Annotated in this window: 13 protein-coding genes and 2 pseudogenes; 8 read left to right on the top strand and 7 right to left on the bottom strand. The window is 70.4% G+C overall.

Features of this window, described 5'->3' with window-relative positions; translation table 11 throughout:
• Positions 1-26: 26 nt before the first annotated feature.
• Together LE548_RS27450 and leuE are read left to right on the top strand one after the other, a co-directional pair.
• Positions 27-1,607, top strand: a complete 1,581-nt coding sequence (locus tag LE548_RS27450) for a methylmalonyl-CoA mutase (protein WP_225099640.1) — start codon at positions 27-29, stop codon at positions 1,605-1,607.
• Positions 1,608-1,744: 137 nt separating this feature from the next.
• Complete coding sequence (leuE, locus tag LE548_RS27445) at positions 1,745-2,395, top strand: leucine efflux protein LeuE (protein ID WP_225099639.1); 651 nt, start codon at positions 1,745-1,747, stop codon at positions 2,393-2,395.
• A gap of 49 nt (positions 2,396-2,444) precedes the next feature.
• Here leuE and LE548_RS27440 read toward each other — a convergent pair whose 3' ends face one another.
• The 3 genes from LE548_RS27440 to LE548_RS27430 all read right to left on the bottom strand — a co-directional run bounded on the left by LE548_RS27440 (position 2,445) and on the right by LE548_RS27430 (position 6,001).
• On the bottom strand, positions 2,445-3,593 hold the full coding sequence (locus tag LE548_RS27440; RefSeq protein ID WP_225099638.1) for an acyltransferase: 1,149 nt from the start codon (positions 3,591-3,593) through the stop codon (positions 2,445-2,447).
• 96 nt (positions 3,594-3,689) lie between these two features.
• On the bottom strand, positions 3,690-5,027 hold the full coding sequence (locus LE548_RS27435) for an alpha-2,8-polysialyltransferase family protein (protein WP_225099637.1): 1,338 nt from the start codon (positions 5,025-5,027) through the stop codon (positions 3,690-3,692).
• Positions 5,024-6,001, bottom strand: a complete 978-nt coding sequence (locus LE548_RS27430; protein WP_225099776.1) for a glycosyltransferase family 2 protein — start codon at positions 5,999-6,001, stop codon at positions 5,024-5,026. The genes LE548_RS27435 and LE548_RS27430 overlap by 4 nt, the downstream gene beginning before the upstream one ends.
• 198 nt (positions 6,002-6,199) lie before the next feature.
• Between LE548_RS27430 and LE548_RS27425 the strand changes: the two genes are divergently transcribed.
• Genes LE548_RS27425 through LE548_RS27410 form a run of 4 tightly spaced genes read left to right on the top strand, consistent with a single transcriptional unit; the run spans position 6,200 to position 10,917 of the window.
• A complete protein-coding gene (locus LE548_RS27425; protein WP_225099636.1) occupies positions 6,200-7,510 on the top strand; it encodes a DUF6716 putative glycosyltransferase in 1,311 nt (436 codons plus the stop codon).
• Positions 7,511-7,527: 17 nt separating this feature from the next.
• Positions 7,528-8,766 carry an N-acylneuraminate cytidylyltransferase gene (locus tag LE548_RS27420; protein WP_225099635.1) on the top strand — a complete coding sequence of 413 codons (1,239 nt, stop codon included), beginning with the start codon at positions 7,528-7,530 and terminating at the stop codon, positions 8,764-8,766.
• A 13-nt stretch (positions 8,767-8,779) separates the two neighbouring features.
• Positions 8,780-9,718, top strand: a complete 939-nt coding sequence (locus LE548_RS27415) for an N-acetylneuraminate synthase family protein (protein ID WP_225099634.1) — start codon at positions 8,780-8,782, stop codon at positions 9,716-9,718.
• Between the two features lie 44 nt (positions 9,719-9,762).
• A complete protein-coding gene (locus LE548_RS27410) occupies positions 9,763-10,917 on the top strand; it encodes a hypothetical protein (RefSeq protein WP_225099633.1) in 1,155 nt (384 codons plus the stop codon).
• Between the two features lie 218 nt (positions 10,918-11,135).
• Here the strand turns inward: LE548_RS27410 and LE548_RS27405 are convergent, their stop codons facing one another.
• The 4 genes and pseudogenes from LE548_RS27405 to LE548_RS27395 form a co-directional block, all read right to left on the bottom strand.
• Entirely contained in the window at positions 11,136-11,489 is a 354-nt protein-coding gene (locus LE548_RS27405; protein ID WP_225099632.1) for a hypothetical protein, read from the bottom strand.
• 69 nt (positions 11,490-11,558) lie between these two features.
• Positions 11,559-11,744: pseudogene (locus LE548_RS27400) on the bottom strand (DUF397 domain-containing protein); the annotation flags it as partial.
• Between the two features lie 9 nt (positions 11,745-11,753).
• Positions 11,754-11,834 (bottom strand): annotated as a pseudogene (locus tag LE548_RS46610) (hypothetical protein); the annotation flags it as partial.
• 8 nt (positions 11,835-11,842) lie between these two features.
• Positions 11,843-12,319, bottom strand: a complete 477-nt coding sequence (locus LE548_RS27395; protein WP_374116187.1) for a Scr1 family TA system antitoxin-like transcriptional regulator — start codon at positions 12,317-12,319, stop codon at positions 11,843-11,845.
• 433 nt (positions 12,320-12,752) lie between these two features.
• On the opposite strand from LE548_RS27395, the gene LE548_RS27390 reads away from it, so the two are divergent.
• Positions 12,753-13,988: a M20 family metallopeptidase gene (locus LE548_RS27390; protein ID WP_225099630.1), complete on the top strand. Its 1,236-nt coding sequence runs from the start codon at positions 12,753-12,755 to the stop codon at positions 13,986-13,988.
• A gap of 299 nt (positions 13,989-14,287) precedes the next feature.
• The gene (locus tag LE548_RS27385; RefSeq protein ID WP_225099629.1) at positions 14,288-15,349 is read left to right on the top strand and encodes a BMP family protein; all 1,062 of its coding nucleotides are present in this window, start codon (positions 14,288-14,290) and stop codon (positions 15,347-15,349) included.
• Positions 15,350-15,401 lie beyond the last annotated feature (52 nt).

Below are 15,401 nucleotides of genomic sequence, written 5' to 3'. Positions count from 1 at the left end.
GTACGACACGTTCGGCGGAGGCATCCATGGTGCGTGAGTCGGAGTCGGGTCTGCCGATCGAGCCGGTCTACGGGCCGGCCGACCTGACCGGTTGGGACCCGGAACGGCGGCTGGGTGAACCGGGCGCATACCCCTTCACCCGTGGGGTCTATCCGAGCATGTACACCGGCCGCCCCTGGACGATGCGCCAGTACGCCGGTTTCGGCACGGCCGCCGAGTCCAACGCCCGCTACCGTCAGCTGATCGCCCACGGCACCACGGGCCTGTCCGTCGCCTTCGACCTGCCCACCCAGATGGGCCACGACTCCGACGCGCCCCTCGCGCACGGCGAGGTCGGCAAGGTCGGTGTGGCGGTCGACTCGGTCGAGGACATGCGGGTGCTGTTCGACGGCATCCCGCTGGACCAGGTCTCCACGTCGATGACGATCAACGCCCCGGCCGCCCTGCTGCTCCTCCTGTACCAGCTGGTGGCGGAGGAACAGGGCGTACCGGCGGACCGTCTGACGGGCACGATCCAGAACGACGTGCTGAAGGAGTACATCGCGCGCGGCACGTACATCTTCCCGCCGAAGCCCTCCCTCCGGCTGACCGCCGACATCTTCAAGTACTGCACCGCCGAGATCCCCAGGTGGAACACGATCTCGATCTCCGGCTACCACATGGCCGAGGCGGGCGCCTCGCCCGCGCAGGAGATCGCGTTCACACTCGCCGACGGCATCGAGTACGTCCGTACGGCGGTGGCGGCGGGCATGGACGTGGACGACTTCGCACCCCGGCTGTCCTTCTTCTTCGTGGCCCGTACGACGCTGCTGGAGGAGATCGCCAAGTTCCGTGCCGCCCGCCGGATCTGGGCCCGGGTGATGAGGGAGGAGTTCGGCGCCGGGAACCCCAAGTCGCTGATGCTGCGCTTCCACACCCAGACGGCCGGGGTGCAGCTGACGGCCCAGCAGCCGGAGGTGAACCTGGTCCGGGTCGCCGTCCAGGCCCTCGGCGCGGTCCTCGGCGGGACCCAGTCACTGCACACCAACTCCTTCGACGAGGCCATCGCGCTGCCGACGGACAAGTCGGCCCGGCTGGCGCTGCGCACGCAGCAGGTGCTCGCGCACGAGACGGACGTGACCGCGACGGTCGACCCGTTCGCGGGGTCGTACGCCATGGAGCGGATGACGGACGACGTCGAGGAGGCGGCCGTCGGTCTCATGCGGCGGGTCGAGGAGCTCGGCGGGGCGGTCGCGGCGATCGAGCGGGGCTTCCAGAAGGCCGAGATCGAGCGCAACGCGTACCGCATCGCCCAGGAGACCGACTCCGGTGAACGGGTCGTCGTGGGCGTCAACCGGTTCCGGCTGGACGAGGAGGAGCCGTACCAGCCGCTGCGGGTGGACCCGGCGATCGAGGTACGGCAGGCGGAGCGGCTGAAGCGGCTGCGCGCGGAGCGGGGCCAGGGAGCGGTGGAGGCGTCGCTGGCCGCGCTGAAGAAGGCGGCCGAGGGCGAGGACAACGTGCTGTACCCGATGCGGGAGGCCCTGCGGGCCCGGGCCACGGTGGGGGAGGTGTGCAACGCGCTGCGGGAGGTGTGGGGGAGCTACGAGCCGAGCGATGTCTTCTGAGCGGTGCGGGCCCGGGCCACGGTGGGGGAGGTGTGCAACGCGCTGCGGGAGGTGTGGGGGAGCTACGAGCCGAGCGACGTCTTCTGAGCGGTGGCCGGGCAGGGGGCGTTGTCAGACCCTCGTGCGAGACTCGTCCCATGTTCGGCGTCATCGATCTCCCCACCTACCTGGCAGGCCTCGCCCTGATCGTGGTGCTGCCCGGTCCCAACTCGCTGTACGTGCTGTCCGTCGCCGCCCGCCGCGGGGTGCGGGCCGGGTACACGGCCGCCGCGGGGGTGTTCTGCGGGGACACCGTGCTGATGACGCTGTCCGCCGCCGGCGTCGCCTCCCTGCTGAAGGCCAACGCGGTGCTGTTCGGGATCGTGAAGTACGCCGGCGCCGGTTATCTGACCTGGCTGGCGGTCGGGATGCTGCGGTCCGCCTGGCAGCTGTGGCGGACGCGGCGGGAGAAGGCCGTGGAGGACTCCGCGCCCGCCGCCGTCACCGAGGAGCGGCCCTTCCGGCGGGCCCTGGTGGTCAGCCTCTTCAACCCCAAGGCGATCCTGTTCTTCGTCGCCTTCTTCGTGCAGTTCGTCGACCCGGGCTACGCCTACCCGGCCCTCTCCTTCGCCATCCTGGGCGCCTTCGGCCAGCTGGCCAGCTTCCTGTACCTCAGCACGCTGATATTCGGCGGCACCCGGCTCGCTGCCGCCTTCCGGCGCCGGAAGAGACTGTCCGCCACGGCCACTTCGGCGGCGGGGGCACTGTTCCTCGGCTTCGCGGTGAAGCTGTCGCTGGCCAGTTCGTAGGCCAGGGGGCGCGGTACGGGATCAGCTGACCCACATCAGCTGACCCCCATCAGCCGACCGGCATCCGCGCCGGCTTGAGCGCCCGCTTCAGCCGGGGCCCGAACGGCTTCTCCACGAACCGGTGGATCAGCCACGCCAGCCCCAGCATGCTCAGCACGGTCAGTCCGAGCGTCGGCCACGGTGCGAGGCCCAGGTCCCGGTGCAGCACCCGGATGACGAACCAGCCCAGGTGCTCGTGGACCAGGTAGAACGGGTACGTCAGCGCGCCGGCCGTGACCAGCCAGCGCCAGGAGGCCCAGCGGGTCCAGCCGAGGGCCACGGCGGCCACGGCCGCGAAGGCGACGGTGACGATCAGGATGACGACGTACGGGTCCCGGTGCGGGTGGTGGCCCCAGAGGCCGACGGTGGCCTCCCGCTGCGCGAGCAGCCAGGACATCGCGACGATGCCCCAGGAGAGCAGGTCGCTGCCGAAGCGGTGGATCAGGTACAGAGCCAGACCGCCGATGAAGAAGGGGGCGTACTCCGGCATGATCACCTGGTGCAGCAGCGCGTTGTCCGTGCTGTGGCACAGGACGGCCGCCAGCGTCCACACGCAGGCGAACAGCACCACCCGGCGGTAGGTCACCCCGCGCCGGACGACGAGCAGGGCGAACAGCACGTAGAAACGCAGCTCCACCCAGAGGGTCCAGCACACGCCGAGGACCCGCTTCGCGCCCATCGGCTGCTGGAGCATCGTCAGGTTGACCAGGAACTCGTCCAGCCGGACCGCGTGGACCACGTAGGGCATGGCCAGGGACGCCCCCGTGACCAGGACCAGAGCGACCCAGTACGCGGGGTACAGGCGCGCGACCCGGGAGCGGAAGAAGTCGCCCAGGGTGCGGCCCCAGCTGCTCATGCAGATCACGAAGCCGCTGATGACGAAGAAGAGCTCGACGCCGAAGTTGCCGTAGACGGCGGCCTTGGACAGGGCCGGGAAGAGGTGGGACGGGCTGCCGTGCCAGGACGCGGAGACCGTGCCCCCGCGCCCGGTGTAGTGGTACAGGCACACCATCAGCGCGGCCACGAGCCGCAGCCCGTCCAGCGCGAGCAGCCGGTTCCGGCCGCCCTGGGCGGCGGGGCCGGGCTCCTGCCGCGGTATCAGGGGACCGCGCGGACCGGGCGTGGCGGCGAGGTCGAGGCCCGGGGGTGACGCTGCCATGGAGGTCGTGTCCTTCCTTGGAACGGTCTTCGGTCTTCACGGTTGTGCCGCCGCAGGCTCCCGGCCGCGCACACGGCCTGCCTGTCCGCGGCCCGGTCAGCTGCGGGCGGTGCCCCGGCGCAGGCTGCGGGCCTTGCGCGCCACCCGGCGGACCGTGGCGTTGCGCGGGATGAACGCCAGCTGCGCGGGCACTCCGCCCGGCAGCGCCAGCGAGGTCAGCCGCCGGCGCTTGAAGTAGCGCAGGGTGCGCGGGTTCTGGTGTCGTGCCAGATAGCCCTCGGCCTCCGGGCGCAGCCCCGGCAGGACCTTCGGCTGCATCGCGAAGCCCACCGCGCGCACCAGCGCGCCGAGCGCCTCGACGTCCATGCCCCGGCGCTGCTCCCGCACGGCCGCCTGGTCGCTCAGCTCGGGCAGCAGCGCGTCGACGATGGTGACCGGGATCCGGTTGCTGTTCTCGTACGGCGTGAGCTGCTCCAGCAGCAGCTCGGTGCCGACCCGGGCGACGGGCAGGCCGTAGAGCGCGGAGGCGGTGAGCAGGGCGGTGGAGAAGCAGCCGACGACCAGCGCGGGACGCATCCGCTGGTACAGCACCTCGGCCAGCACCGGGGTGTCGAGCACGGTCAGCTCGACCTTCAGCTTCTCCGCCTCCTGCTCCAGGGAGCGGGTGAAGCTTGCCGGCGCGGAGGGGTGCGGCTTGAACACCACCGTGGTGTGACCGAGCGCGGCCGCGCCCCTCAGCATCCGTACGTGCAGGTTCTCCTCCTGCTCGACGGTGAGGATCTCCAGCGCCGACAGGTACTGGCCGAGCAGCAGCGCCGGTTCCTCGATCCCGGGCAACTCGTCGTCCACGGGCGCGAGTTCCGCGAGCACCTTGGTGAAGGCCGCCGTCGGCACGATCTCGCCGGGCACCCCGAACTCGGTGAGCAGCAGCGGGGTAAGGCCCGGCACCAGGTCCAGGTGCAGCACCCGGTCCACCCGCGTGCCGACCAGCGGGTCGATCTTGTTGCGGGTGGGGCCGTAGCTCATCAGGCCGTCCGCGTAGACCGTCACCGGGGCACCGTTGAAGATCTGGCCGAGCGCCAGGGAGGGGTTGACCTGGATCGACTCGACGATCAACTCGACGTCTTCGTCGCCCAGTTGCCACTCGTGGCGCAGGAAGCGTTCCCACAGCGGCATGTCGTCCACGCGGGGTGCCCAGCCGCCGGGGTGGAACGGGTGGATGGTCTCGTTGTACGAGATCACCTCGTCGAAGCGGTCGCGCAGCTGCTCGAAGCCGGGCGCCTGGTCCAGGCCGGGCGTCGTCTCCGGGGTGGTCGAGTTGTTGCAGACCAGCAGGATCCGCCGGTCGGCCGGGCGGAAACAGCCGGAGTCCAGGGCGGCGGCGAGCGTGGCCGTGCCGTACAGCGTCGACGCCTGGAAGATCTGGGTGGTCACGCGGCGGCTCCCGCGGGGGCCGGACGGCGGCGCAGCCGGCGCAGCTTGGAGGCGCGCTGGATGTCCATGGAGTCCAGCGCCTCCTCCAGCACGTCCTGCGGCATGCGCCGCAGCGCCGCGGCACTCATGGATTTCAGTTTTCTCGCCACCGCGGGCTCGAACCTTTCGATGGATCCCAGATGATGGGAAATGATGGCGCAATACGTGCGGACGGCCTTCGTCAGCAGTTCGTCCGCCCGCGGATCCTCGGCGGTTTCCGCGACGACCTGGTCGAACGCGCGAATGAAATCCAGCTGCCGTACGTCGCCGATCTGGGTGAGCGACGAGGCGACCCCGCGCCGGTAGAACACACCGAGCAGACTGACCGCGGCGAAGGATTCCGCCTGCCGGTGCAGCTTCCAGATCCACGGCCGGTCCTCGGCGGTGCGCAGCCCGTCGGTGAAGTGCAGCAGCCCCTTGTCCACCAGCCGGCGGTGGTAGACACCGGCCCACGCGTACGCGTAGTCCACGGAGGTCGAGCGGTCGGCGGGCAGGATCGCCTCGCGCGGGTCCAGCACCACGTTCCGCCGGCCGACCGGCACCCGGTGCACCTGGCGCGAGCGCGCGGTGCACTGCACATGGTCGGTGCGGATGAAGTCGCAGCCCAACTCCTCTATGGCAGCGACCAGTTGGTGGAAGTAGCCGGGGGCGAGCCAGTCGTCGCCGTCCAGGAAGGTCAGGTACTCGCCGCGCGCCCGGTCGATCCCGGTGTTGCGTGCGGTCGCCAGCCCTCCGTTCCTCTCGTGCCGGACGTGGACCGCCCCGGGCAGCTCGCGCTCCGCGCGCGCGAGAATCTCTGGTGTCCCGTCGCGGGAGCAGTCGTCGACGAGAATGAATTCGAAGTCCTCACGCGCGTTCGCCCTCAGGCTCCTGAGCGTGTCGGGCGCGTATTGCTGCACGTTGTAGAACGGCACGATGACGGAGAGCTTGACCACGTCAGGGACGTTAGGGGGAAGCCCGTCATTCGTCTTGACGCCTTTCTTGATACCGGGTGAACGACACGTGGCGAAGCTGTGAACCAGGCTTATTTCCGGCACGTTGACGGCGCGATTCCCCATTCAGCGGCGCGCTGTTAACCGTTTGTTGGATTCGGGTTGGGCCGATCAACGGAATCGCTTCCTAGCGTCTTCGGCGTGCCAGCCAGTGCTACGAAGCCCCTGCGGGTCGCCGTCCTCGCCGATTCCGACACCCGGTGGAAATGGGGCGCCCTCACCGCGCAGCGCCTCGCCCCCGCAGACGCCGGGATCCGCCTCGACGGCTACCTCCTGCGGGGGCGCGCCACCCCGACGGCCCGCCAGCTGCGCGAGGTCGGCGTGCGGGCGGACTCCCTGCGCGAGGTCACCGGCGTCGAATTCCTGCGCACCATGGGCGAGGAGTCGTACGACATCCTCGTCCTCGCGCTGGTCGGCGGCGGCGTCCAGGCCATGCTGCACGGGCTGCGCCACGCCTGGGGCTCGGGCGAGCGCCCCGTCGTCGTCACCGGCTATGTCGGCGTCGTCTACGAGAAGCTCGCCGACGGCCTGCTGCTGCGGCACGGCGCCGACCTCGTCCTCGCCAACTCCCGGCACGACGCCGACCGGTTCCGGGCCGTGTACGAGGGTGTGGGCGCGGACGCCTCCGCGGTCACCGAGGTCGCGCTGCCCTTCCTCGGCGGGACGCCGTACACCGGTGAACACGAGCCGTACACCGTGGTGTTCGCGGCCCAGCCGTCCGTCCCGGACAGCCGCAAGGACCGTACGTACCTGCTCAACCGCCTGATCGAGCACGCCCGTAAGCACCCCGGGCGCGAGGTGCTGCTGAAGCTGCGCTCCAAGCCGGGTGAACACACCACCCACATCGAGGAGTTGCCGTACCAGAAGCTGGTCCGGGGCAAGGACCTGCCCGCCAACTTCCGCCTGGTGTACGGCCACATGGGCGAGGTGCTCGACCGCACCGACCTGCTGGTCACGGTCAGCTCCACGGCCGCCCTGGAGGCACTGCACCGCCGTGTCCCCACGGTCGTCCTGACCGACCTGGGCGTGCGCGAGGTGCTCGGCAACCACCACTTCACCGGCTCCGGCTGCCTCGCCTCCTGGGACCAGCTCGACGCCGGGCACCGGCCGGTGCCGGACGAGGAGTGGGTGTCCCGGCAGGGCGTTGCCGCCGACGGATCGTACGGCACGGCCTTCGACACCGCCCGGGAGCGCATCGCCAAGCTGCTTCAGCGGCCCGGCGGACTGCCCCCGCTGAACCCCTACTACACCCCCGAGACGGCGCCCGGATACCTGCCCGGCATCCTCGCCCGCCACCACCTCGGCCCCGACGGCGCCCCGCTGCCCGGCGCGCCCGCCGCCGACAAGGAACCCGGACCGGTCCGCCAGATCGTGCGCCGCGCCGCCCGCGGCGCCTACCGCCACGGCGTGCAGCGCGTGGCCCCGGTGATCCGGCGGATGGGGGAGCTGTGACCTTCCAAGGAGACCTCATGTCCAACCTCTCGGCGGCCCACGGCGGCGCACTGCGCCGGGTGCTCGCGGTGATCCCCGCGCGCGGCGGCTCCAAGGGCGTGCCCGCGAAGAACCTGGCCCCCGTCGGCGGGGTCCCGCTGGTGGCGCGCGCGGTGCGCGAGTGCCGGGCGACCCGGCTGGTGACCGACGTCGTCGTGTCCACCGACGACCAGGCCATCGCTGCCGCCGCCCGGCAGGCCGGCGCCGAGGTCGTGCTGCGGCCCGCCGCCATCGCCGGGGACACGGCGACCTCCGAGGCCGCCGTCCTGCACGCCATGGACGCCCACGAGACCCTGCACGGCGCCCAGGTCGACGTGGTCCTGCTCGTGCAGTGCACCAGCCCCTTCCTCACCCGCGAGGACATCGACGCAGTGGCCGGCGCGGTCGTGGAGAACGGCGCGGACACGGCGGTGACCGTGGCCCCCTTCCACGGCTTCATCTGGCGGGACGGCGCGGACACCCCCGGCGCACCGGCCGGCGGCTTCGGCGTCAACCACGACAAGTCCCACCGCCCCCGCCGCCAGGACCGCCCGCAGGACCTGCTGGAGACCGGCGCCGCCTACGCGATGGACGCGGCAGGCTTCCGCAAGCACCAGCACCGCTTCTTCGGCCACACCGAGCTGGTCCGCACCGACCCGGCCCGGGTGCTGGAGATCGACGACCCGCACGACCTGGCGCGGGCGCGGGCCCTGGCCCCCTTGTTCGACGCGGACCGCCCCGGTTCGCTCCCGACCGCCGACGACGTCGACGCGGTCGTGCTCGACTTCGACGGCACCCAGACCGACGACCGGGTGCTGATCGACTCCGAAGGACGGGAGTTCGTCTCCGTGCACCGCGGCGACGGACTCGGCATCGCGGCCCTGCGCAAGAGCGGCCTGAAGATGCTGATCCTGTCCACGGAACAGAACCCGGTGGTCGCCGCCCGCGCCCGGAAGCTGAAGCTCCCGGTGCTGCACGGCATCGACCGCAAGGACCTCGCGCTGAAGCAGTGGTGCGAGGAGCAGGGCATCGCGCCGGAGCGCGTGCTCTACGTCGGCAACGACGTCAACGACCTCCCGTGCTTCGCCCTCGTCGGCTGGCCCGTGGCGGTCGCGAGCGCCCACGACGTCGTACGCGGCGCCGCACGCGCGGTCACCACTCTCCCCGGCGGTGACGGCGCGATCCGAGAGATCGCCAGCTGGATCCTCGGCCCCTCTCTCGATTCCCTCCCCAAGTAAGGACATCCCCCTGATGAGCACCAACTCCCGTCTGCGTACGTTCGGTTCGCGCGAGGTCGGCCCCGGCCGTCCCGTCTACATCTGCGGCGAGATCGGCATCAACCACAACGGTGAGCTGGAGAACGCCTTCAAGCTGATCGACGTGGCCGCCGCGGCCGGCTGCGACGCCGTGAAGTTCCAGAAGCGCACCCCGGAGATCTGCACCCCGCGCGACCAGTGGGACATCGAGCGCGACACCCCCTGGGGCCGGATGACCTACATCGACTACCGCCACCGCGTGGAGTTCGGCGAGGACGAGTACCGCCAGATCGACGAGTACTGCAAGGAGAAGGGGATCGCCTGGTTCGCCTCCCCGTGGGACACCGAGGCCGTCGCCTTCCTGGAGAAGTTCGACGTGCCCGCCCACAAGGTGGCGAGCGCCTCCCTGACGGACGACGAGCTCCTGCGCGCCCTGCGCGCCACGGGCCGGGCCGTGATTCTGTCGACCGGCATGTCGACCCCGAAGCAGATCCGCCACGCCGTCGAGGTCCTCGGCTCCGACAACATCCTGATGTGCCACGCCACCTCGACGTACCCGGCGAAGGCCGACGAGCTGAACCTCCGCGTGATCAACACGCTGGAGAAGGAGTACCCGAACGTCCCGATCGGCTACTCCGGCCACGAGACGGGCCTGCAGACCACGCTGGCCGCGGTCGCCCTCGGCGCTGTGTTCGTCGAGCGCCACATCACCCTGGACCGCGCGATGTGGGGCTCCGACCAGGCCGCGTCGGTGGAGCCGCAGGGCCTGGAGCGCCTGGTCCGCGACATCCGTGTGATCGAGGCGTCCCTGGGCGACGGCGTGAAGAAGGTCTACGACTCCGAGCTCGCCCCGATGAAGAAGCTGCGCCGCGTCGCCGGTGTGGTGGCCGAGGCCGAGATCGCGGCGGCGGCCGGCGAGCCGGTCACGGTCTGAGCACTGGCCTCTTGATTCCCTTACGACGGGACGGTCGTACGCCGATGAGCCCCCGCGCCGGCCAGGCCGGCCACCCTCCCCGCACGCTCGCCTTCGTGGAGAGCCCGGTCCAGCTGCTGAACGTACTGGAGTGGGCGCACCTGCACGGACTGCACGGTGCGAGCCCGGACCCGCTGCCGTCCGTGCCCGCGCAGGTGCGGCGGACGGTGGCCGAGGGCCCACCGCGGACCGACGCGGAGCTCACGGTGGTCGTCCTGGCCCCGACCGACCCCATGACCCGGGGCCAGCTGCGCCGCATGGCGGACCTGGCCCGGGACGAGGGACACCGGGTGCGCTGGGAGGAGGCGCGGGGCGGCACGACGGCGCCCTTCGCGACGATCGGCGGCCTGGCGGGCCCGTTGAGAAGGGCCGACCGGGTCGTGATGGGGGACCCGTTCTCGCGTTACGTCCAACTCCTGCTGACGATCACCAGGGCACGTGAGCTGGTCGTGGTGGACGACGGCACGGCGACGATGGAGTTCGTGGCCCAGCTGGCGCGCGGCGAACGCCTGGTCCGCTGGCACCGCAAGGGCGGCCGCCCAGGGGCAAGGGATGTGCTGTTCGCCCCGGTCTCGTCATCGGCACGGCGGCGGCTGACGCCGAGCGCGGGCCGCCGCGTGGAGGTCTTCTCGTCCATGCCGGTGACGGAGACCCCGGAGGGCGTGACGGTCACCGCGAACGACTTCGCCTGGACCCGCCGCCGCTTCGGCCCGCCGCGCATCACCAAGGGCGCGGACATGGTGGGTACGTCGCTGGTGGAGACGGGAGTGGTGGACGGCGACCACTACCTGGAAGCGGTCCGCACCCTGGCCAAGACCCACGGCGCGACGCGCTACTTCGCGCACCGCAGGGAGAGCACGGACAAACTCCACCGGCTGGCGGCGGAGACCGGCCTGGAGATCGTCCGCCCGGACCTCCCCCTGGAACTGATCGCCCGCCGCGGCCCCATCGGCCGTACGATCCTCAGCTTCCCGTCGACCGTCGTCCACACGCTCCCGCTGGCGCTTGTGGGTACGGGGGTCCGGGTGGCGGTCTGCGACATCGACCCGACGTGGCTGACGGAGACGGCGTCCCCCCGCGCGCAGGGCTTCCTGTCGGGGGTCACCGGGACGGCACGGGGTGTGCACCGGCTGGAGACGGTGGCGGTGGGGCTGGCTTAGCCTTCCAGGCCGCGGGGCGGGTCCGCCCGCAACAGCCGGCCCTCACCGCAGGCGAACTCCACGCCGTGGAACGACCGCGCGCGCGGGCCTGCAAGGCGGCGAGTACCGGCACATCCGCCCGGGTCGCCTCCGCCACCAGGCCGACACCGGGGTATGCCGCTCGACCGGTTGCGGTATGTAGGCGGCGTTCCGCAGATCCATCCTCGTCATGCTGCCCCTCAGGCGGGTTCCTCGTCGTTGTCCTGCGCCGCCGCCAAGATCTCCGTCTCGTACACGTCGACCACCTCTTCCACCGTGCTGCCGGTGAACCTCGCGATGTCGGCGATCATCGCCACCGTCCAGTTCGCCAGCGACAGCGCGAAGGCCAGCAGCTGGTCCTCACCGAGCCCGCGCTTGACCCCGAGGATGTAGGCCAGGTTCAGATACGGCACGAGGTCGGGCTCCGAGACGTGCGCCGCGTTCTTCCGGACCATCTCGATCGTGGTCCGCGTCGCCTCCGCGCGCAGCGGCAACAGCCGGTCCCGCTCGGCGTGGACCTCCATGAGCATCTTCCGGCGCTGTTCCTTGTCCACGCTGTCCCTCCCGGATGTCGTCCCCGTCCCGTCCAATGTGGCCGATCCGACGGGGCGTCACATCCGGCTTTATCCAACAGTGGGACGTGTTGGGTCCTTCAGGGCGCGGAGGAAGGGGGCGAAGGCTTCGGCGGGGAAGGTGAGGGTGCCGAGGGCGGGGGCCTTGGAGTCGCGGAGGGATATGTGGGTGAGGTGGTCTGAGATCTCCACGCAAGAGTTGCCGTCGCCGGGGCCTGAATAGGACGACTTCCGCCATCGGGCGGCAACCTCGACGCAGTTGTTGCCGTCGTTGCCGTCGTTGCCGCCGGAGTAGGAGGACTTCCGCCAGTTGTCGAAGGTGGTCATGGTGGGTTTCACAGTTCCTTGGCCAGCGTGTGGATGAAGTCACGCGAGCGTGTGGGGTCGAGTGACGCCGCTTCTGCTCTACGAAAGAGTGTTCGCAGGACGCCGAGTTGAGCCTCGGAGTCGATGAAGCCGGTGCCGTTGAGGACGTCGCGGGCGGCGGTGTCCAGCCTTGGTACGGCTCCTCCGGCGAGCATCATCGGGGTCCAGGCCCCGCCGAAGCCATCCAGCTCGAAGGTGATGACGCGCAACGTGATGTGGTCCGCCTCGGACAGCTCCAGGAGGTGGCTGAGCTGGGCCCGTGCGATGGCACGATCGCTGACCTTGATGCGCAGTGCCGCCTCGTGGACGACCGCCTCGTACGGGATGGGGTCAGGTCTGTCCAGGATGGCCGTCGGCCCGGTTCGGGGACCGGGGGAAGTACGTGTGGTGCGAACTTGCGGCGGCCTAGCTCGTTGATCACGACGTCGTACGAAAGGAGAGGCGATGGTCAGCTCGTCGCATGAGGCGCTGCACCAGATGACGGGGCCGTCCGGGTTACGACTCCGCCGGGGCCGCTGCCCAGGTCGGCGGCGGCCGATCGGGTTACCGCGCCGCCTGGTCCTCGGCGATCGTGCCGTACGAGGTGTGGGTCGTCCGGAGGAACGGCTCTGCCGCGTCGGTCAGGGGGGCGGACCCTGTCGGGAGGGGCCGCGCCAGGAGCTGGTCCCGGACGTGCCCTGAGGTCCGGTTCCTGGACAAGTCGAGCAGGACTGTGGTGGGGCATGGTATCCGTGGAAGGAGAAAAAGACGTTTTACCCATCCGCGTCCGCCCCCATGCGTCCGCCGGTCAGATTTTCTTCCCCTAACGGGCTGAACTTTTGTTGATCGAGGGGTAGTTGACCACTCGGGCGTCCTACCCTTCAGAGGGTGAAGCAATTGATGTCCCTAGAGTCCGAGGCCGGCCTCGCGGGGGATGTGCTCCCCGGCGCGCTGAGCGAAGCCCTGCACGCCGAGCTCGTCGCCTTCCGTCGCGACTTGCACATGCACCCTGAGCTGGGCAATCAGGAGTTCCGTACGACCGCCGCGATCAAGGAGCGGCTGGAGCAGGCAGGGCTCAAGCCCCGCGTGCTCACCAAGGGAACCGGACTCGTGTGCGACATCGGCGTCACTGAGGGTGAGCGGCCCGCCGTGCCCGTGCTCGCCCTGCGCGCGGACATCGACGCCCTGCCCATCCCGGACACCAAGGCCGACTGTCCCTATCGGTCGACGGTGCCCGACCGGGCGCACGCCTGCGGGCACGACGTGCACACGACCGTGGTGCTCGGGACCGGGCTCGTCCTCGCCGACCTGCACACCAAGGGCCTGCTGCCCCGGCCTGTGCGGCTGATCTTCCAGGCCGCCGAGGAGGTGCTGCCCGGCGGGGCCATGGACGCCATCGAGGACGGGGTGCTGACAGGCGTCGGCCGGATCCTCGCCGTGCACTGCGACCCCCGGGTCGACGCCGGGCGGGTCGGGCTGCGGCACGGGCCGATCACCAGCGCGTGCGATCGGCTGGAGATCGCGCTGGACGGACCCGGCGGACACACCGCCCGGCCCCATCTGACCACCGACCTCGTCACCGCCGCCGCCCGTGTCGCCGTCGACGTGCCCGCGGTGATCGGCCGCCGGATCGACACCCGGGCCGGGCTGGTGCTCACCTGGGGCCGGATCGCGTCGGGCCACGCGCCGAACGTCATCCCGCAGCACGCCGAGCTGTCCGGCACCGTGCGCTGCCTGGACCTGGAGGCCTGGCGGCAGGCCCCCGACATCGTGCACGCGGCCATCGACGAGGTCGCCACCCTGCACCGGGCCAAGTCCGAGATCACCTACGTCCGCGGGGTCCCGCCCGTCGTGAACGACCGGGAGTCCACCGAGCTGCTGCGCCGCGCGATGTCGGCCCGGCGGGGCCGGGACTCCGTGGAGTCCACCGAGCAGAGCCTGGGCGGGGAGGACTTCTCCTGGTACCTGGAGCATGTGCCCGGCGCCATGGCCCGGCTGGGTGTCCGCCGCCCCGGTGAGCGGACCGTGCGCGATCTCCACCAGGGCGACTTCGACGCCGACGAGCACGCGATCACGGTCGGCGTGGAGATGTTCACCGCGGCCGCCTTCCTGGACGCCAACGGCATGCAAGGGTGAGGCAGGAGTAAGAGAGGAGCCCCTCCGGGGGCTTCTCTTACCTATTCCCCTGACCGGCGCAACACGCTTGTAAGCCATTCGAACCCCGACCGCAACAGCCTGATGAGAGGGGCCAGACCCCGAGTTCAGATGCTGTTTGCCTCGAATCGATAACGGCTTCGAGAGGGGGTTTTTTGCGACATCTACGCGCGTTACGATGCCGCGAAGCCGACGCCGCCGGGGCGCTTCGGCCCGGGCACTGGCATGGTGCTCACATCAAGCGCCGACATGGCGCTCAGGTCAGGTGAAGGAGCCTTCCCGTGCGCCGGGTAGCCAAGCTTTCCGCTGCGTGTCTCGCGACCGCGGCCCTCGCCGTGACTGCCACCGCGTGTGGCAGCACGTCCTCCGACAACAACGCCAGCTCGTCGTCCTCCTCGGGCGGCGCCAAGGGCGGCGTCAAGATCGGTCTCGCCTACGACGTCGGCGGCCGTGGTGACCGCTCGTTCAACGACTCCGCCGCGCGCGGTGCCGACAAGGCCGAGAAGGAGTTCGGCGGCTCCATCAAGGAGCTGACCGCCAAGACCTCCGACACTCCGGCCGACCGCGAGCAGCGCCTCACGGACCTCGCCCAGGCCGGCTACAACCCGGTCATCGCGATCGGTTACACCTACGCGCCCGCCGTGGAGAAGATCGCCAAGCAGTTCCCGAAGACCTCCTTCGGCCTCGTCGACTCCGTGGTGAACGGCAGCAACGTCGACAACATCACCTTCACCGAGGAGCAGAGCTCCTACCTGGCCGGTGTCGCCGCCGCGCTGAAGACCAAGAAGGACCACGTCGGCTTCATCGGCGGTGTGGACATCCCGCTGATCAAGAAGTTCGAGGCGGGCTACGTCCAGGGCGTCCACGACACCAACCCCAAGGTCAAGGTCGACGTCCAGTACCTGAGCCACGGCTCGGACACCTCCGGCTTCGCCAGCCCCGACAAGGGCAAGGAGGCCGCGCAGGGCATGCTCGACAACGGCGCGGACGTCGTCTACTCCGCCGCCGGCTCCTCCGGCAACGGCGCGATCGAGGCCGTCAGCGGCGTCAAGGGCGCCTGGGCCATCGGTGTCGACTCCGACCAGTACCAGATCCCGGGTCTGGCCAAGTACAAGAACTCGATCCTGACCTCGGCCGTCAAGAACGTCGACGTCGGTGTCTACGACCTCATCCAGTCCGTGAAGAACGGCAAGCCGCTGACCGGCAACAACGTCTACTCGCTCGCCAAGAACGGTGTCTCCCTGGCCACCAGCGGCGGCTTCCTCACCGACATCCAGCCCAAGCTGGACGCCGCGAAGCAGAAGATCGTCTCCGGTCAGATCAAGGTCAAGACCACCCCGTGACCCGGTGATCCGATCGGTCCGGCCGGTCCGTGTCGTACGCATGAGTGTCGTA

The sequence above is a fragment of the Streptomyces sp. CoH27 genome (assembly GCF_020181035.1).
GTDB lineage: Bacteria > Actinomycetota > Actinomycetes > Streptomycetales > Streptomycetaceae > Streptomyces > Streptomyces camelliae.
This window is presented reverse-complemented; position numbering and strand designations above follow the sequence as displayed.